The following is an 18,486-nucleotide window of genomic DNA, read 5'->3' on the forward strand; positions in this document are numbered from 1 at the left end:
ACACGCATGGAACAAAACAACAACACCCGGCGGGTCATCAGCCTGCTGGTCGATAACTCCAACGGCGTTCTGGCCCGCATTTCCAGCCTGTTCTGCCGCCGTGGCTTCAACATTGACAGCCTGACCGTCTCGGCTACGAATGACCCCAAAGTCAGCCGCATTACGGTCACGCTGCGCGGCAGCGAGCAGGCCATGACCCAGCTGATTTTGCAGACGGAACGCCTCGAAGTCACCCGCCAGGTCTTTGAGCTGGACCCCGACAAGAGCTTACAGCGCGAGCTGCTGCTGTTAAAGGTAGCCTGCGACAACCAAAACCGCGCCGAGCTGCGGGAGATTTCCAGCATCTACAAGGCGAAAATCATCGACCTGTCGCCTGACAGCATGGTATTTGAGCTGACCGGCAAGCCGGATAAAATCGACGCTTTCCTGACGATGTTCAAGGGCTATGAGATTCTGGAGCTTTGCCGCACCGGCGTCACTGCTCTCGAGCGCGGCGGCAAGCACCAGCATATGCAGAAACCCGCGCAGGAGGTCGGAGAGGCACAGCTGCCGCTGCCCGGGACGCACTGCCATTGAGCTGCTCGTAAATTTTCAATGCCTGTAGGGGCGGATTCCATATCCGCCCGCCGTAGGCTGCACTGCACGGGCGCATATAGAATGCGCCCCTACGGATTTTTATTTTCGTTTCCCAATTAAAATTACAAATATAAAAAGTATCAACAACAAAGGAGACACCACAATGGCTATCAACAAGTATTACGATTCCGACTGCAACCTTGGCGTGCTGGACGGCAAAACCGTTGCCGTCATCGGCTTCGGCTCCCAGGGCCACGCTCATTCCGAGAACCTGGCCGAGAGCGGCGTCAATGTCGTCGTCGGTCTGCGCAAGGGTTCTGCCCACTGGGAGAAAGCCTCCGAGTTTGCCGCCACCCACGAGAACTTCAAGGTCATGGAAGTCGAGGAGGCCGCCAAGGCCGGTGACGTCGTCATGATGCTGGTTCCCGACGAGCTGTGCGCCGACATCTACAATTCTCAGGTTGCCCCCTACATGACCGAGGGTAAGGCCCTGGCATTCGCCCACGGCTTCAACATTCACTTCAAGACCATCACCCCGCCGAAGAACGTTGACGTCATCATGATTGCCCCCAAGGGCCCCGGCCACATCGTCCGCCGCCTGTACACCGAGGGCGAGGGCTGCCCGTCCCTGATCTGCGTTGAGCAGGACTACACCGGCAAGGCCAAGGAGATTGCCCTGGCTTACGCTTCCGGCATCGGCGCCGGTCGTGCCGGCATCCTGGAGACCACCTTCAAGGAGGAGACTGAGACTGACCTGTTCGGCGAGCAGGCTGTGCTCTGCGGCGGTGTCTGCGAGCTGATCCAGGCTGGCTTTGACACGCTGGTCGAGGCCGGTTACGCCCCTGAGATGGCCTACTTTGAGACCTGCCACGAGATGAAGCTCATCGTTGACCTTATCAACGAGGGCGGCTTCTCCAAGATGCGCTACTCCATCTCCAACACGGCCGAGTACGGCGACTACCGCACCGGCAAGCGCCTCATCACCGAGGACACCCGCAAGGAGATGAAGCAGGTCCTGAAGGAGATCCAGGACGGCACCTTTGCCAGTGAGTTCCTGACCGAGATGAGCCCGAAGGGCGGCCGCAAGACCCACTTCCTGGCCCAGCGCCGCATCGCCGCCAACCACCCCATCGAGAAGGTCGGTGCCGAGCTCCGCAAGATGATGAGCTGGCTGAAGAAGTAAGTTTGTAATTGTAACAATACGCGCATTACCGGCAACTTGTAGGGGCCGGGCATGCCCGGCCCTTAACCTGGCGGCGGCCACCCTTTTATCCGGTGCCTGCCGCAAAGTTGAGGGCGAGGCATGCCTCGCCCCTACAAGTGCCCCTGATAGAAAAACGGAGAAAAACTATGAACAGCGATAACGTCAAAAAAGGCCCGGAGCGGGCCCCGAACCGCAGCCTGTTCTATGCGCTGGGCTACACACCGGAGGAGCTGGACCGCCCGCTCATCGGCGTTGTGTCCGCCCACAGCGAGATCGTACCCGGCCACATGAACCTGGACAAAATTGCCGACGCCGTCAAGGCCGGCGTCCGCATGGCAGGCGGTACGCCCATCCTCATCCCCGCCATCGGTGTCTGCGACGGCATCGCCATGGGCCACGTGGGCATGAAATACTCCCTCGCCAGCCGCGAGTTGATCTGTGACAGCGTCGAGACGATGTTCATGGCCCACCAGCTGGACGGCCTGGTTCTCGTGCCCAACTGCGATAAAATCGTTCCCGGCATGGTCATGGCCGCCGTCCGTATGGATGTGCCCGCCGTGGTATGCAGCGGCGGCCCGATGCTGGCCGGCCGCTATGGCGGCGAGGAAGTCAGCCTTTCCAAAATGTTTGAGGCCGTGGGTGCCTACAAAGCGGGCCTCATCGACGACGATCAGCTCGAGGACTGCACCTGCAACTGCTGCCCGGGCTGCGGCTCCTGCTCCGGTATGTACACCGCCAACAGCATGAACTGCCTGTGCGAGGCCATCGGTATCGCCCTGCCCGGCAACGGCACGATTCCCGCCGTTTACGCCAAGCGTTTGCAGCTGGCAAAGCACGCCGGTATGGCCATCATGGACATGGTCAACCGCGGCGTGACCGCCCGTCAGATCATCAACGAGCGCTCCATCCGCAACGCCCTGACCTGTGACATGGCGCTGGGCTGCTCCACCAACACGGTACTGCACCTGCTGGCGATTGCCCAGGAGGCAGGCTGCCCCATTGATTTGAAGCTCTTTAACGAGATTTCCGCCAAGACGCCCAACCTCTGCCACCTGGCCCCCGCAGGCCCGACCCATATGCCCGACCTGTACGAGGCGGGCGGCATCCCGGCTGTGCAGGCCGAGCTGGCCAAGAAGGGCCTGTTGGACCTGAATGTGCCCACCGTCACCGGCAAGACCCTGGGGGAGAACATCCAGGGCGCGAAGATTCTCAACAACAAGGCCATCCGCTCTATCGACAATCCGTACAGCCAGACCGGTGGTTTGCAGATCCTGTGGGGCAACATTGCGCCGGACGGCTGTGTCGTCAAGCGCAGCGCCGTTGCGCCTGAAATGCAGGTACACAGCGGCCCGGCCCGCGTCTTTGACAGTGAGGACACCGCCATTGCGGCCATCTACGCAGGGGACATCCACCCCGGCGACGTCGTAGTCATCCGCTACGAAGGCCCCAAGGGCGGTCCCGGTATGCGTGAGATGCTCAACCCCACCAGTGCGCTGGCGGGCATGAAGCTGGACACCACCGTGGCGCTCATCACCGATGGCCGCTTCTCCGGTGCGTCCCGCGGCGCGGCCATCGGCCATGTCAGCCCCGAGGCAGCCTCCGGCGGCCCCATCGGCCTCGTCAAGGAGGGTGACACCATCGAGATCGATATTCCGAATGCGTCTATCCACTTGGCCGTCAGTGACGACGAGCTTGCCGCCCGCAAAGCCGCCTACATCCAGCCCGAGCCGAACATCAAGACCGGCTGGCTGGCACGCTACGCAAGGCTTGTTACAAGCGCCAACCTGGGTGCGGTGCTGAAATAAAAACCAAAGAGGGTGCTGTTTGGTTGACGGCATCCTCTTTTGGTTTATTGAACGGTAGGGGCCGGGCATGCCCGGCCCTCGGCCTTCCCGTATACGATCGTTTTGCCCTGCAATGCCCATTGAAATTGCCTTGCAGAGAGTGGTCTTGCTCCCTCCGCGGGGCGTCGAGGACGCCGCCCCCCTACAAATTCGGGGCTTTCGCGTGCAGCTTCGCCAATTCCAGGTACTCTTCCTCGTTTGCTTTGATTCCTGCGGCCTGCGCCGCACTGACCGGGTGCATGACCTTTCCCGGCACGCCGATGACAAGGCTGCCTGCGGGCACGACCATCTTTTCCGGCACTAGCGCCCCGGCGGCAATCAAACTGCCCGCGCCGATGACTGCGCCGTTCAAAATCGTGGCGTGCATCCCAATTAAACAGTTATCGCCCACTGTGCAGCCGTGGACGATGGCTCCATGACCGATGGACACGCCGCGCCCTATCGTCACATCCAGCCCGGGGCCGGTGTGCAGCACAGCGTTATCCTGCACGTTGGAGTTCTCGCCGATGGTGATGCGCCCGGTATCGGCCCGCAGCACCGCGCCATACCAGACGCTGCTGTTCTTTTCCAGCCGCACGCTGCCCGCGATTGTCGCGTTTTCCGCTGCGAAGGCCGCACCGTAATCGGCAGGGGAGTGGGCGTTCACTGTGATAAAAGGCATAGGTTTTCTTCCTTTCGATATCGTCCTACGGGGCGTCGGGGACGCCGCCCCTTATATCTATTATACAAAATGAAATCGAAATTGAAAAGTCACCGCCACCTGTGGTACAATAAAAGCGCGAAATAAAAGGAGTTGTACTATGTCCATCAAAATGATCTGCAGCGACATTGACGGTACGCTGCTGCAATACGGCCGCCAGAAGCTGGAGGGCGAAATTTTTGACCAGATCCGCGCCCTGCATGACCGGGGCATCCTGTTCTGCCCGGCGTCGGGGCGGCAGTACACCAGCCTGCGCCTGCTGTTTGAGCCTGTGGCCGACTGCTGCGTTTTCCTGTGCGAGAACGGCGGCGTCCTGTTCAAGGACGAGCAGTGCATTGCGGAAAATCCGATGCCCCGCGCCTTGGCCGAGGAAATCGCCCGCGATATGTGGCAGAACAGCGACGGTCAGGGAGAGGTCATGCTTTCCGGTCAGAACTGCGCCTACCTGATGGAGCGGGGCCTCGGCATGCTCGACCGCATCCGGTTCATCGGCAACCGGTACAAGGTCATTGCCGACCCGTCCGAGATTCCGGAGGAGATCGTCAAGGTGTCGGTCTATCTGCACGAGGGGGTCGCGCCCTATGTCGACCGCTTTGTGCCGCGCTGGCAGCAGGCCAACTGCGCAGTGGCCGGCCCCTACTGGATCGACACCACGACCGCAAACAAGGGCGTCGGCGTACAGTCCCTTTGCCGCGTGCTGGGCATTGCCCCCGATGAGGTCATGGCCTTTGGCGACAACTTTAACGATGTATCAATGCTGGACATCGTGGACACCCCCTACATCATGGACAGCGCCGCCCCCGCGCTGCGCGCCCGTTATCCGCTGCACACCCCGCGCCCCGAGGACGTGCTGCGGGATTTTCTTGCAAAATGACGCCAAATGACAAAATCTCCCATGTTATGGCTTTTCGGTGCAGTCCCTGCCGAAAATTTTTAACAAATTCACCAAAGATTAGGGGTGTTTTTGGCTCTTTTTCCGTTGACGTATACGGCGCAGTATGTTATTATAATAACAGCTTAATGATTGCGCCGCGCTCTACCGCTGCGCACTTATGGGAGGAAAAAGCTATGAAAGAATTCACGTATACCATCAAAGAGCCGGTCGGCATCCATGCACGTCCCGCCGGTATGCTTGCAAAAGAGGCCAAGACCTGCCAGAGCACCGTCACCATCGTGGACAAGAACGGCAAGTCCGTTGACGCCACCCGCCTGATGGCTCTGATGGGCATGGGCATCAAGTGCGGCGACACCGTCACCGTCAAGATTGAGGGCGCCGACGAGGAGACCGCCGCCCCCGCCATGGAGAAGTTCTTCAACGAGCATCTGTAATTCCGATTTCATTTACGGCCGCGGCCGCCACACCAGAACGGCGGGCGCGGCCCTTTTTGTAAGGAGGTTTTCCCATGATCACGATTCAGGGCAAGGGCGTTTCCGCCGGTGTCGGCGTTGGCCCGCTCTACTTCTACCGCCGCGCCACGGCCGAGATCAAGCGCTATACCGTAGAGGATACAGACGCCGAGTGGCATCGCTTTAAAGGCGCCCAGACCGGCGCAGTCGAGCAACTGGGCGTTCTGGCCGAGCAGGCCCGCAAGGAAGCCGGCGACGAGGCCGCCATGCTGTTTGAGACCCACCAGATGATGGCCGAGGACCTTGACTACGAGGAGGCCATCGAAGATCGCATCCTCAACCAGAAGATGAACGCCGAGGCCGCCGTCTCCGACACAGCCGAGCAGTTTGCCGAGATGTTCGCCTCGATGGACGACGCCTATATGCAGGCCCGCGCCGCCGACGTCAAGGACGTCAGCCAGCGCATCCTCAGCATCCTGTGCGGCATCGTGCAGGGCGGAATTGCGTCCGATGTGCCGGTGCTGCTCTGCGCCGACGACCTGGCCCCCTCCGAGACGATCCAGCTGGATAAGTCAAAGATTCTCGGCTTCATCACGGCGGGCGGCTCCGGCTCCAGCCATACGGCCATTCTGGCCCGTACCATGGGCATCCCTGCCATCGTTGGCATGGGCGACGCCCTGAAGCCCGAATACGAGGGCCGCCAGGCCATTGCGGACGGTGCTACCGGCGCACTGGTCATTGACCCCGACGACGACACCCGCGACCGCCTGCTGAAGAAGCGCGACGAGCAGCTGCGTCTGCAGCGCCTGCTGGAAACGCTGAAAGGCCAGGCCAACGCGACGAAGGACGGCAAGACCATCCGCATCTACTGCAACATCGGCTCTCCCGAGGATGTCCACGCCGTACAGGTCAACGACGGCGGCGGCATTGGCCTGTTCCGCTCCGAGTTCCTGTACCTGAACACCAGCGACTATCCGACCGAGGACCAGCAGTTTGAGGCCTACAAGCAGGTGCTCTCCGACATGGACGGCAAGGAAGTCATCATCCGCACACTGGACATCGGCGCGGACAAGCAGATTGGCTACTTCAACCTGCCCAAGGAGGACAACCCCGCCATGGGTATGCGCGCGCTGCGCATCTGCCTGACCCGGCCGGAGATTTTCAAGACCCAGCTGCGCGCACTGTTCCGTGCGTCGGCTTTCGGCAAGCTGGGCATTATGTTCCCGATGGTCACGTCCGTCTGGGAAGTCCGCGAGGCAAAGAAGCTCTGCGAGGAAGTCAAACGTGAACTGAAGCACGAGGGCACGCCGTACAGCGAGGACGTGCAGATCGGTATTATGATCGAGACGCCCGCTGCCGCTGTGATGAGCGACCGCCTGGCGAAGGAAGTGGACTTCTTCAGCATCGGCACGAACGACCTGACCCAGTACACGCTGGCCTGCGACCGCCAGAACAACGACCTGGGCCGTTTCTACGACCCGCACCACCCGGCTGTGCTGCGCCTGATCCAGATGGTGACGGAGAACGCCCACAAGAACGGCATCTGGGTGGGCATCTGCGGCGAGCTGGGCGCAGACCTGGCCCTGACCGAGACGTTCCTCGCCATCGGCGTGGACGAGCTTTCTGTGACGCCGCGCTCTGTGCTGCCGCTGCGCAACGCCGTCCGCATGACTGACACCCGCGAGACCAGCGAGCGCATCCTGGCCGAGCTGGATTCGGATTACACGGCACGGTAAAATTGGTTTTATAAAACAAAGTGGACACCTGATGAAATGTCAGGTGTCCATTTTTTGTCGCTATATGCAGGGGCCAGGTATGCCTGGCCCCTGCAACTTTGCCTTATTCCAACTCAAAATCCCCTGGCAGCAGCAGTTCCAGGCTGGCATCCGGGTCGGCCACCAGCCGCTTAGACTGGTTCAAAATTGCTTTTTCCAAGGTATTGCGCGCCATACGGCCGTTGCCGTTGGTGGCAGCGTCCTCGACCTGCTTGCGGTCAAAGTAGGTCACCAGCGGCAGCTTGCAGGCGTCGTCCAGTGTGTAGCCCTTGCCCTTGGCAATCGAGCACAGAATCTTATACAGCTCCTCGCCCGAGTAATCCGGGAACTCGATCTGATTCGGGAAGCGGCTGGCAAGGCCGGAGTTCGCGCTCAAAAACAGCTGCATCTCCTTCGTGTAGCCCGCCAGAATGACGACCAGGTCGTCGCGGTGATCCTCAATGCCCTTGACCAGCGTGTCGATGGCTTCCAGCCCGAAGCTGTCCTCACCGCCGCGGTAGAGGGCGTAGGCTTCGTCGATGAACAGCACACCGCCCAGGGCGCTCTGGATGACCGAGTTTGTCAGCGGGGCCGTGTGGCCCACATAGCGGCCTACCAGGTCCGCACGGGTCACTTCCACCAGCTGGCCGCCGCGCAGTGCGCCGATGGCTTTCAGATATTTCGCCAGAATGCGGGCAATCGTCGTTTTGCCGGTGCCGGGGTTGCCGGTGAAGATCATGTGCATATTGACCTCGGCCACCTTCAGGCCCTGGGCCTTGCGGCGCTGCTGGGTCTGCACGTTTTTGGCGATATCCCGCACATAATTTTTGATTTCCTCCAGGCCGATGATGCCGTCCAGCTCGGCCTCCACGGCATCCACGTCGCCGCGGTACTGCTGGGGCAGCAGTGCCAGCAGGTCAATGGCCTTGCCGCCATTCACAGCCATGCACAGTTTGCCGTCCACCGCCGTCAGCACGGCAGGCGTGCCCTCGGCGGGTGTCGCGTCAGCATCCAGCACATACTCGGCAATGGCGCGGTAGACCGTCTCGCAGTAATCGCGCATGGCCTGCATACCGCTGGTCTTGCCGTACTGGGCTGCCAGCAGATCCCGTACATCCGCGCCCATGGACAGTGCCAGTCCGCACTGCTTGCGGGTGCGTTTGACGAGAAAATTCAGCTCCCGCGCGGCCACAGCCGCCAGCGCATCGGGGGTGAACGCCTCGGTGCGGCAGATATCGCCCGCGACGGTATCCACGAACTTTGCGCCGAAGTGGTCCGCCAGCGCGGCCTCGCCCTTGTTGGAGTAGAACACAAAGTATTTACCGCCCGCCTGCAATTCGCCGATGGCCCCGGGGGCCAGCGCTGTGCCGACATCGACAAGGATGCCGCGCTGCAAGACGTACCGGCTGGACAGCGCCAGCGTACCATCGATGGCCAGCGTGGACAGCATATTTAAATAGTTGGCGGCACAGCCCTCGTAATGCTCAAAGGCCAGCACCTCGGCGTCGGACTGCAGCGCCGCGTAAAGATCCTGCAAAAACAGCTTCTCCTGCGCGGGGCCGGGGTAGAGCGCCAAGTCCAGCGTCTCAATCGACGCGCTGCGCAGGATGCCCCGGGCGGCCAGTTCTTCCACCACGCATTTCAGCGCGTAGTGGCGGCCGGTGCCGTTGGGCCCGCACAGAAGCATCACACTGCGGGCGCGGGTGGTATCCTCCGCCGTGCCCAGCACAAAGGGGCGGCGGAACGCCTTGACCAGCGCCGAGACGAAGGCATCCTGCCCCAGCACCTGGGCTTTGATTTTATCCGTCACACCGGTAAAATCTGCCTTGCCGTTGGCAGCCGGGGCAGGGGAGGGCGCGGCCACCGTGCCGCCCAGCAGGCCATCCTGTTTCAGCGACTTTGTCAGTTCACTGCTCATCTTGCGCACATTCTCGGCGGTGGCGGCACCGGCTTTCTGCACCGCGCCCAGCGCACTGCTGGCGGCGGATTGGCGTTTCTGGGCCGCGCTCAGGGCTTCCAGCTGGGCCTGCATCTGCTGCACGGCATCGCTGGCAGCTTCGGCCTGCTGCTCATTGGCGGCGTATTTGCCGCCGCCCATCAGGCCGCGGACCCAGGCATCGTACTGATCTTCCAGGCTCATTTTCCATCCTCGATTTCCGGGTCGATGCTGACATCGGCCCCTGCATTTTTCTTAGGGCAATACCGCATAATTCTAAGTGCCGATACGGCGAGCGAGGTGCGGCAGCTGCTAAGCCAAAAGCGCAGATAATACTGGATGCTGCAAAGGTGAGCGCCGCCAGTGGCGGATACAGCGAACCGAAGCAGGGGCAGCGGTCGCAGAGTGCGAGGGGCTTTTGCCCCCGAAGCACGATGCGGGTACCGCAACCCGACATTATCGAGCATTTTGGCAACGCAGATGCCGTGCCGCAGCCGCCGGAGCGGTGCTTAAGCCGTCAGGTGGGAATTGTGCGGTGTTGCCTTAGGGATTTTTACCGTGTAGAAGTCCTTCACACTGCACCCGGCGCGGCCGCCGCCTGCACAGGCGCAGGCACACGCACAACTGGATGCACACGCGCAGGCGCAGCTGGACGCACAGCTGGAATGGCTGCTGTGGTTGCGGCCCACACCGCCGCCGCGGGTCTTGCCGCCGCCGGAGCGGTACTCCGGGGGTGGGTCGGTGCGGTGGTAGCCGGTGGGCGGGGGTGCGCTGCGGGCGCGGCGGATCGTGTGTACGCCGTTGGTGTACCAGAACCAGTCATCGGGGTCGATATCACTGCCGAAGCCGCCGCCCCAGTCAGGGGACTGGGAGGCCACCGCAATGATGATGATTGCCACCGCCAGCAGCACAATAACAGCCGACGCCAGCAGCACGATGATTCCCTCTAAATCCTCACCGCTGTCGTAGTCGTCGGTGGTCATCTCGGCCCCCGGGTCAAAGGCGGCGGCGTTCGTAATGGGTACTGTCACATGGACATTGGCCGCCTGGCCGTGGCCCATCGCGCCGAAATCCCAGGTCAGGTAATCACCGTCCATGCCAGTATTATCCGCCACAAAGCCGTCGTAATTGCGCCAGCGCACCTGCATATTCCCGACGCTCAAATCGTCGAACCAGCCCGGTGTAAAGTTGAAGTTTGCCGTACCGTCGTCATTTCGTGTGAACAGGTGGCTCTGATGTACGCTGAACACAAAATGTACGCTGCTCTCACCGCCATTCGCCGCGGCCACATCGGGGGCATAGTAGCGGCGGTTGAACACGACCTTGGCATAGCTGCCGCCGTCGCTGGAATACTGCAAGTCGGAAATCGTATCGGTCAGCGGGGTCAGCTCGTCCACGCTGGCATTGGCAAGGCCGATTTTGACCCAGCTCAAATAGTCGGTGGCGTCGCCGTCAATGACCTGCCAGTCAATGTCGTAGGTAATATCCGCCGTGCCGTCCTCCCTCGGATCCACGGTCACGATGTAGCTGCGGATATAATCCATGTCGCCGCTCTCGGCGTAGGGGGCGTCCACCTCGGCCGCCGCAGCGGGCAGAGCCAGCAGACTGCCGCACAGCAGGACAGCCCACAAAAGCGCCAGACAGCGCAGAACACTCGTTTTCATCAGCAGCCCTCCTGCATCGGGGTCTCTCCCAGCTGGCAGCGGCGCTCCATTTTGGCGCTCTGCCCGCGGATGGCGCGGCATTCGTCGCTGCGCCAGATGCGCTGCCAGGGTGTGCGCAGCAGGTTCCCCAGGCCCTTGCCGGTCAGCCAGCTCTGGCAGGGCAGCACGGTGCCGTCCGGCGCAATCGCCATGTTGGACAGACAGGCCCCACAGCTGGGGATCTGGGTAAAGCCTAAACCGCGCAGCGTATCCTCGCTGAGCCAGCCGGGGCTGGTAAAGTTGATTTCCAGACCGTTTGCGGCGGCGTACTCCATGGCGGGGCGCAGCGTTGCTTCCAGCTCCTCCGGCGTCAGGCGCACGGCGCGGCTGGCGGCAGTTTCGGCGTTGCCCGCAGGGATCAGCCCGCTGCAGGTCAGGTAGCGTATGCCCAGCTCGTGGGCAAGTTTGACCGTGGACAGGTAATCCCGGTTCAGGCTGCACAGCGGAGTGTTCAGGCTCACATTCAGCCCGGCGGCCAGCGCGTTTTTGATGCCGTTCAACGTGTCATTGTAGCCGTCCACGCCCACCAGCTCATTGTGGATATCGGCGTCGGCGGAGTAGAAGGTAATCTGCACGGCGTCGAGACTGGCCTCGTGGAGTTCCTTGCACATCATGCTGGTCAGCATACGGCCGTTGGTGTTCAGCCGGGTGACGAACCACTGCGCAGCCTGCACCAGCTTGACCAAATCATGGCGCAGCGTCGGCTCGCCGCCGGTAAAGGTCAGCTGCGGGATGCCCGCGTTGCGGCATTTTTCAATCACGGCCAGCCATTGGTCTGTGTCTAGCTCCGGCACGGCGGAAAGCGGTTGGTTTGCGGCGTAGCAGTGCAGGCATTTCTGGTTGCAGTGCCACGCGCCATCCTTGACCATCGAGCTGACCATCAGATCCATGCGGTGGGGGGCCACCATGCGGGGCGCGTACTCGGCCAGGCTCATAGGCTGCACGGTCAGCGGCGGCTCGCCGCCCCGGGCAATCGTACACAGGCTGTCCACCAGCAGCTGCAAATCGCTCTCGATCTGCGCATACTCGGTCTTGCGGTAAATTTTGCGGGTGGCCGCCACAGCCTGGGCGTTGATGGCCGCCCATTCTTCAGGACGTATTTCTTTGCCGGTGCAGGGTTTTAAAGCCTCGATGAGGTTGGTCAGCAGAATGGCCCAGCTGACGTTCAGCGGCAGAATATCCTGGCCGTTCAAAATCACGGTGAACGGCGTCTCGTGGTCGGGCTTATGGCAGGGCACGATATGGATGCGCACCACACCGGGGCCGTCCGGGTCCAGTGTGATATGCCGCACCCGGTTCAGCCGGCTGCGCAGGAACATATGTTCCGAATAGGTCAAATGTTTTGAATATCTCATAAAAAGAGGTTCCCCTCGTTCAAGTTTCTTATACAGGTTGCTTACGATACGCATAAAAAGTATAGCATATTTCGGGGGTGATTACAACCTGGTTACAATAGAAAAAGCACCCATCCGAAGATAGGTGCTTCCTAAAAGGCTTCCCCCTAAGGGGAAACTGTCCGCGAAGCGGACTGATGAGGGGCAGGTCTGCCCTATTGACCGTTTTCGGTTTCTTGCGGGCAGCTCACCCCTCATCCGGCCCTGCGGGGCCGATTTCTCCCAGGGGAGAAAGCCTTGGAGTTCAAATCGCCCTAAACCCCTTGCCTACGATCTCGCTGCTGTTGACGATGGTTATAAACGCGTGGTCGTCCAGGCCGCGCACATACAGGCGCAGCTTCTGCGCCTGGCCGCGGGTCAACACGGTGGTCAGCACCCACTTTTCGTCGTGGGTGTAGGCACCCTCGGCCTGCTCCATCGTAGCCGATCGGTGCAGGTCGTTCACGATAAAATCACGCACCGGCGTTGGGTTTGACGTCACGACCGTGCAGACCTTGCGCATATTGATACTCTCAATCGCGCTGTCAGCGACGGTGCTCTTTAAAATCATGCCCAGGATGCAGTACAGCCCGGTGGCTGGGCCGTAGAGATACGCACCCACCAGCACAATGCCCACATCGCTGACCATCAGCGCACGGCCGACCGGCATACTGGTGTACTTATTCAAAATCATCGCTACAATGTCGGTGCCTCCGGTGGACGCGCCGATGTTAAAGACGATGGCCGCGCCTACCGCGGACAGGATGACCGCGAAGCACAGTTCCAAAAACACATCGTTCGTCAGCGGGTGGTCCAGCGGGTAAAGCCGCTCACACAGGCTGACGTAGAACGACAGCGCAAAGGATGAGTAGATGGTCCAGCCCATGGACTTGATCCCCAGAAAGACAAACCCCAGCAGCACCAGCGCGGCGTTGACAAACCACATGAACGCGCCGACGTTGAAGCGGGGAAACAGCGTTGCCAGCACGATGGACAGACCCGACGTGCCGCCGAACGCAAAGTGGTTGGGCGTTTTGAAAACGGCAATGCCCACGGCCGTGGCGATAAGCCCCAGGTTCAGCAGGAAGAAAAACTTCGCATCCTCCCACAGTTCGTGCGGGGTCAGGTGTTTTTTCAGCTGCGCCAGCATCAAAAATGCCTCCCCTTAGAACGTCAGGTTGCCGAACTCGGAGAGCTTGAGCATTTCGTTGTGCTGCTCGGCCCAGTTGATGCTCCACGGACTGCCGAAGAGCAGCAGCGGGTTGCCCTTCATATCCTCAATGGCGCGGGTGTCGCTGGTCACGTCCAGATGCTTGATGTCCAGTTCGTCGGGGTCGTTCAGCACCCAGCGCAGATGCTCATAGGGCAGCTGCTGCATACGGATATCGACGTTGTACTCGTTTTTCAGGCGGTACTCCAACACTTCCAGCTGCAGCACACCGACAACACCGACAATGACTTCCTCCATGCCGGAGCCGAGGTCGCGGAAAATCTGGATCGCGCCCTCCTGGGCAATCTGTTCCATGCCCTTGACGAACTGCTTGCGCTTCATCGTGTCCACCTGGGTCACGCGGGCAAAATGCTCGGGCGCAAAGGTCGGGATACCCGCAAACTGCACGTGCTTTTTGCCGGTGCAGAGCGTGTCGCCGATGGAGAAGATACCCGGGTCGAACAGGCCGATGATATCGCCCGCGTAAGCCTCGCTGACAATGGCGCGGTCGTCGGCCATCAGGCTGGTACCGGTGGCGAGCTTGATATTCTTGCCCTCCTGCACATGGAAAGCCTCCATGCCGCGCTCAAACTTGCCGGAGCAGATGCGCAAGAACGCGATGCGGTCGCGATGGTTCTTGTTCATATTGGCCTGAATCTTGAAGATAAAGCCGCTGAACTGGTCGCTGCACGGCTCTACCAGCTCGCCGCCCACGGCGTCCTTGCGGGGCAGCGGGGTGGGGGTCAGGCGCAGGAACTCTTTCAGGAACGGCTCAACACCGAAGTTCGTCAAAGCCGAGCCGAAGAACACGGGGGACAGCTCGCCGTGCTGCACGGCGTTGAGGTCGAACTCTTCCGCCGCGCCGTCCAGCAGCTCAATGTCCTCAGCCAGCTTCTCATGGTTGGCAGCGCCAATCAGGTCGTCCAGGCGGGCGTCGCCCAGCTCGGCCTCGACCTCGTCCACCATCTTCACACCGTTGGCACGGCCGTCACTCTCAAAGGCCAGCACTCGCTTGGCGTTGCGGTCGTAGACGCCCTTGAAGTCCTTGCCGCAGCTGATGGGCCAGTTCATCGGGTAGGTCTTGATGCCGAGGATTTCCTCGATGTTCTCCATCAGTTCAAACGGGTCGCGGGCCTCGCGGTCCATCTTGTTGATGAAGGTAAAAATCGGGATGTGGCGCAGCGTGCAGACCTTGAACAGCTTGATGGTCTGGGCCTCAACGCCCTTGGCGGCGTCAATGACCATGACGGCGGAATCCGCCGCCATCAGGGTGCGGTAGGTGTCCTCACTGAAGTCCTGGTGGCCGGGGGTATCCAGAATGTTGATGCACTTGCCCTGGTAGTTGAACTGCAGGACAGAGGAGGTGACCGAGATACCGCGCTGCTTCTCAATATCCATCCAGTCGGATACCGCGTGCTTGGCGCTCTGCTTGCCCTTGACGGAGCCGGCGGTCTGGATGGCCCCACCGTAGAGCAGCAGTTTTTCGGTCAGTGTGGTTTTACCGGCGTCGGGGTGCGAGATGATTGCAAATGTGCGCCGGGATTCGATTTCTTCGCGCAATGATGCCATGATTACTCCCTTGGTTTAGATAATAGATAAAAGATAATAGATAATAAATATGGTGGTGTTTTTGCCCGGCGGGCAAAAATGAAATTATGAGGTCGTCACATCGGGGCACACTCCTCTATAATAATCCAATAGTATATAATACACGGTTTTGTGCGGAAATGCAACGGAAATTTTCAGGCGCAGCGCAACGATTTGTATTATATTTTGCAATTATACAAAACGTATTTCACATACCGTGTATAAAGCGCCGCGGGCGGCCCAAACTAACGGCATACACAACATTTCCACAAGAAAAGGATGGGGCAAGATGAACCATATCAAGCAATTTTTTAAGGAAAAAGGGCTGTACCTGTTCTGTCTGGCTATGGTGTTTGCGGCCACGGCGGCGGGCATTCTGGCACTGCGCAGCATCGTGGGCAACGTGGCCGACCTGACGCGCCTCCGCAAGGAGGCTTTGCAGGACGACACGACCTGGACGCAGCCGGACACGGCCATCGACAAACCCGCCCAGGATGTGCCCAAGCCGACGACAGCGCCCACCACCGCACCGACGGCTGAACCGCGCACGACCACACCACCCGCCGAGAGCACCACCTCGGCGCAGGCGGCCGCAGCCCCTGGCATCTGGGACGCCAAGCCGCTGGCAGCATTCAGCGGAGATGAACTGGTGTACAGTGCGACGCTGGGCGACTGGCGCACCCACAACGGCGCGGACTACGCAGCCCCGGCAGGGGAGAGTGTGTACCCGGCCAAGGCGGGCAAGGTCGATTCCGTAACCGAGGACGCACTGTGGGGATATGTGGTGGAAATCACCGACAAGAACGGTGTGACCTGGCGGTACTGCGGGCTGACTGACACGGAAGTCAAAGCCGGGGACAGCGTGACGACCGCCACCGCAATCGGCAAGGCGGGGAGCGTCCCCGCCGAGGCAAGCGGCGAGGCGCATTTGCACTTGGAGTGCATCAAGGATGGTGCGTACCTCGACCCGGAGGGGTTGATGTAATAGCAGACGGCAAAAGCCGTTCCCCACTGCCCGAAACCCAAACAGGCGTGTACCCACATCGGGCACACGCCTGTTCTTATGCAAATTTTACTGGTACTGCTTCACATTCAGCATCCGGGTCGCGTTCAGCACGGCCAGCACCATGACGCCGACGTCGGCAAAAACGCCCCACCACATATTGGTAATGCCCAGCGCGGTCAGAATCAGGCACAGCGCCTTGATTGCCAGCGCGAACACAATGTTCTGGTAGGCAATCGTCATGCACTTGCGGGAAATTCGCATCGCCAGGCTGATTTTTGCCGGGTCGTCGTCCATCAGCACAACATCGGCGGCCTCGATGGCGGCATCACTGCCCAGCGCACCCATAGCAATGCCGATATCGGCACGCATCAGCACCGGCGCATCGTTGATGCCGTCGCCCACGAAGGCAAGCTCTTTCTTTGCGGGTTTCTGGCCCAGCAGCTTCTCGACCCACTCGACTTTATCGGCGGGCAGCAGGCCCGCGTGGACCTCATCGATGCCCAAATCTTTCGCAACCAATTCAGCCACCGCAGGGGTGTCGCCGGTCAGCATGACGGTACGCACGCCCTGGGCCTGCAAGCCCTGCATGGCCGCCTTGGCCGTGGGCTTTTCCTCGTCGGAAATCAGGATGGAGCCGAGGAACTGTCCGTCGCGGGCGACGTAGACGATGGTGCCTGCGCCCTCGGCGGCGGTGTAAGTGACGCCCTCACTCTCCATCAGGCGGGCGTTGCCGGCCAGCACGGTATGACCATCGACCTGCGTTTTCACGCCGTGACCCGCGATTTCCTGCGCGTCAAAGGCGCGGCGGGCATCCAGGTCGGGGCAGGCCTCGCGAAGGCTCTTGCTGATGGGATGGCTCGAAAAACTCTCGGCCAGCGCGGCACTCTCGAGCAGATCCTTCTCGCTCACGCCGTCAACAGGGGCGGTGTGGGTGACTTTGAAAACGCCCTTCGTCAGGGTGCCGGTCTTGTCAAACACGGCAACGCCGGTCTTGGACAGGGCCTCGAGGTAGTTGCCGCCCTTGACCAGGATGCCGCACTTGGACGCGCCGCCGATGCCGCCGAAGAAGGTGAGGGGGATAGAAATGACCAGCGCACAGGGGCAGCTGATGACCAGGAAGGTCAGCGCACGCATGATCCAGTCAAGCCAGCCGCCCAGGAACAGCGGCGGCACAATGGCCAGCACCAGTGCGCCGATGCAGACGGCGGGGGTGTAGTAGCGGGCAAACTTCGTGATGAAGTTCTCGACGGGGGACTTTTTCAGGCTGGAATTTTCCACCAGGTCGAGAATTTTCGCAACGGTGGACTCGTCGTAAATTTTTGTCGTCCGGACGCGCAGCACACTGTCGTCGTTCACGCAGCCGCTGATGACCTCATCGCCGGGACGCACAGTGCGCGGGCGGCTCTCGCCGGTCAGGGCGGCGGTGTTCAGCGTGGACTCACCGGAGAGGACCACGCCGTCCAGCGGGATCTTTTCGCCGGGCTTGACGACGACGGTGGAACCGATGGGTACATCGTCAGGGTCAACGACGGAAACCGTACCGTCCTCGGCCTCCAAGTTCGCGCTGTCGGGGCGAATGTCCATCAGCGCCGAGATGCTCGCCCGGCTCTTGCCGACGGCATAGGACTGGAACAGCTCCCCGATCTGGTAGAACAGCATAACGGCCACGCCCTCGGCGTATTCACCGCAGCCCATGGCACCCACCGTGGCGACCGCCATCAGGAAGTTCTCGTCAAAGATCTCGCCGCTCTTGATGCCCATGAACGCCTTGCGCAGGACATCGTGGCCGATGACCAGATACGGCACCAGCCACAGCACCAACTGCACGAACCAGGGCAGCTCCGCAAAGTGGAACAGCAGCGCCAGCACCGCCGTGAGCACCGCCGCGATGATAATGCGCTTCAGTGTCTTTTTTTGCTTCTTCGTCATGGATATGACCTCCATTTTGGGTATAAAAAGGGCCCATCGTCGGGATGGGCCGCTATATGGGCGAACTTACAGCTCGATCTCGAAATCAGGCTCGACCTTCTTCGCAGCCTTGACGGCATCCTTCAGCACGGCGTCAAACTTATCGTCGTCGGCCTCGAGCAGCAGCTTCTGGGCCATAAAGCTGACGCTGGCGTTCTTAACACCGGGCAGTTCCTTGATAGCGGTCTCGATTTTAGCAGCGCAGTTTGCGCAATCGACTTCGATCTTGAATTTCTTCTGCATGATGGTGGACTCCTTTGTATAAATAAATATTTTTT

General features: G+C 60.6%; 15 protein-coding genes. 7 read left to right on the forward strand and 8 right to left on the reverse strand.

The features are described from left to right. The first annotated feature begins 6 nt into the window (after positions 1–6). The 3 genes from ilvN to ilvD all read left to right on the forward strand — a co-directional run bounded on the left by ilvN (position 7) and on the right by ilvD (position 3,585). Positions 7–576 (forward strand): acetolactate synthase small subunit, encoded by a 570-nt coding sequence (gene ilvN / locus GPK89_RS13155; RefSeq protein ID WP_215693750.1) that lies wholly within the window; start codon positions 7–9, stop codon positions 574–576. 163 nt (positions 577–739) lie between these two features. Beyond that, positions 740–1,759: a ketol-acid reductoisomerase gene (ilvC, locus tag GPK89_RS13160; protein WP_215693752.1), complete on the forward strand. Its 1,020-nt coding sequence runs from the start codon at positions 740–742 to the stop codon at positions 1,757–1,759. Between the two features lie 167 nt (positions 1,760–1,926). Continuing rightward, entirely contained in the window at positions 1,927–3,585 is a 1,659-nt protein-coding gene (gene ilvD, locus GPK89_RS13165) for a dihydroxy-acid dehydratase (RefSeq protein WP_215693754.1), read from the forward strand. A 181-nt stretch (positions 3,586–3,766) separates the two neighbouring features. Here the strand turns inward: ilvD and GPK89_RS13170 are convergent, their stop codons facing one another. Further along, entirely contained in the window at positions 3,767–4,285 is a 519-nt protein-coding gene (locus GPK89_RS13170) for a gamma carbonic anhydrase family protein (protein WP_215693756.1), read from the reverse strand. A 139-nt stretch (positions 4,286–4,424) separates the two neighbouring features. On the opposite strand from GPK89_RS13170, the gene GPK89_RS13175 reads away from it, so the two are divergent. From GPK89_RS13175 to ptsP, 3 genes are all read left to right on the forward strand, one after another. Then, positions 4,425–5,198, forward strand: coding sequence for an HAD hydrolase family protein (locus tag GPK89_RS13175; RefSeq protein ID WP_215693758.1), 774 nt, complete (start codon positions 4,425–4,427; stop codon positions 5,196–5,198). A gap of 194 nt (positions 5,199–5,392) precedes the next feature. Continuing rightward, a complete protein-coding gene (locus tag GPK89_RS13180; protein ID WP_215693760.1) occupies positions 5,393–5,653 on the forward strand; it encodes an HPr family phosphocarrier protein in 261 nt (86 codons plus the stop codon). A 74-nt stretch (positions 5,654–5,727) separates the two neighbouring features. Next, positions 5,728–7,407 (forward strand): phosphoenolpyruvate--protein phosphotransferase, encoded by a 1,680-nt coding sequence (gene ptsP / locus GPK89_RS13185; RefSeq protein ID WP_215693762.1) that lies wholly within the window; start codon positions 5,728–5,730, stop codon positions 7,405–7,407. A gap of 103 nt (positions 7,408–7,510) precedes the next feature. On the opposite strand, the gene GPK89_RS13190 is transcribed toward ptsP, so the two are convergent. The 5 genes from GPK89_RS13190 to GPK89_RS13210 all read right to left on the reverse strand — a co-directional run bounded on the left by GPK89_RS13190 (position 7,511) and on the right by GPK89_RS13210 (position 15,216). Beyond that, a complete protein-coding gene (locus tag GPK89_RS13190) occupies positions 7,511–9,565 on the reverse strand; it encodes an AAA family ATPase (protein WP_215693764.1) in 2,055 nt (684 codons plus the stop codon). A gap of 305 nt (positions 9,566–9,870) precedes the next feature. Further along, entirely contained in the window at positions 9,871–11,025 is a 1,155-nt protein-coding gene (locus GPK89_RS13195) for a hypothetical protein (protein ID WP_215693766.1), read from the reverse strand. After that, positions 11,025–12,419: a radical SAM protein gene (locus tag GPK89_RS13200; RefSeq protein ID WP_215693768.1), complete on the reverse strand. Its 1,395-nt coding sequence runs from the start codon at positions 12,417–12,419 to the stop codon at positions 11,025–11,027. Before GPK89_RS13200 ends, GPK89_RS13195 begins: the two co-directional genes overlap by 1 nt. A gap of 283 nt (positions 12,420–12,702) precedes the next feature. Beyond that, positions 12,703–13,587 (reverse strand): YitT family protein, encoded by an 885-nt coding sequence (locus GPK89_RS13205; RefSeq protein WP_215694055.1) that lies wholly within the window; start codon positions 13,585–13,587, stop codon positions 12,703–12,705. Between the two features lie 15 nt (positions 13,588–13,602). Next, positions 13,603–15,216, reverse strand: a complete 1,614-nt coding sequence (locus GPK89_RS13210; RefSeq protein WP_215693770.1) for a peptide chain release factor 3 — start codon at positions 15,214–15,216, stop codon at positions 13,603–13,605. A 307-nt stretch (positions 15,217–15,523) separates the two neighbouring features. Here GPK89_RS13210 and GPK89_RS13215 point away from each other — a divergent pair, with 307 nt between their 5' ends. Beyond that, complete coding sequence (locus GPK89_RS13215) at positions 15,524–16,219, forward strand: M23 family metallopeptidase (RefSeq protein ID WP_215693772.1); 696 nt, start codon at positions 15,524–15,526, stop codon at positions 16,217–16,219. An 87-nt stretch (positions 16,220–16,306) separates the two neighbouring features. Here the strand turns inward: GPK89_RS13215 and GPK89_RS13220 are convergent, their stop codons facing one another. Both GPK89_RS13220 and GPK89_RS13225 read right to left on the reverse strand, forming a co-directional pair. Beyond that, entirely contained in the window at positions 16,307–18,169 is a 1,863-nt protein-coding gene (locus GPK89_RS13220) for a heavy metal translocating P-type ATPase (RefSeq protein WP_215693774.1), read from the reverse strand. A gap of 66 nt (positions 18,170–18,235) precedes the next feature. Next, positions 18,236–18,451, reverse strand: coding sequence for a cation transporter (locus GPK89_RS13225; protein WP_215693776.1), 216 nt, complete (start codon positions 18,449–18,451; stop codon positions 18,236–18,238). Positions 18,452–18,486 lie beyond the last annotated feature (35 nt).

This window comes from Gemmiger formicilis (assembly GCF_018784445.1).
GTDB lineage: Bacteria > Bacillota > Clostridia > Oscillospirales > Ruminococcaceae > Gemmiger.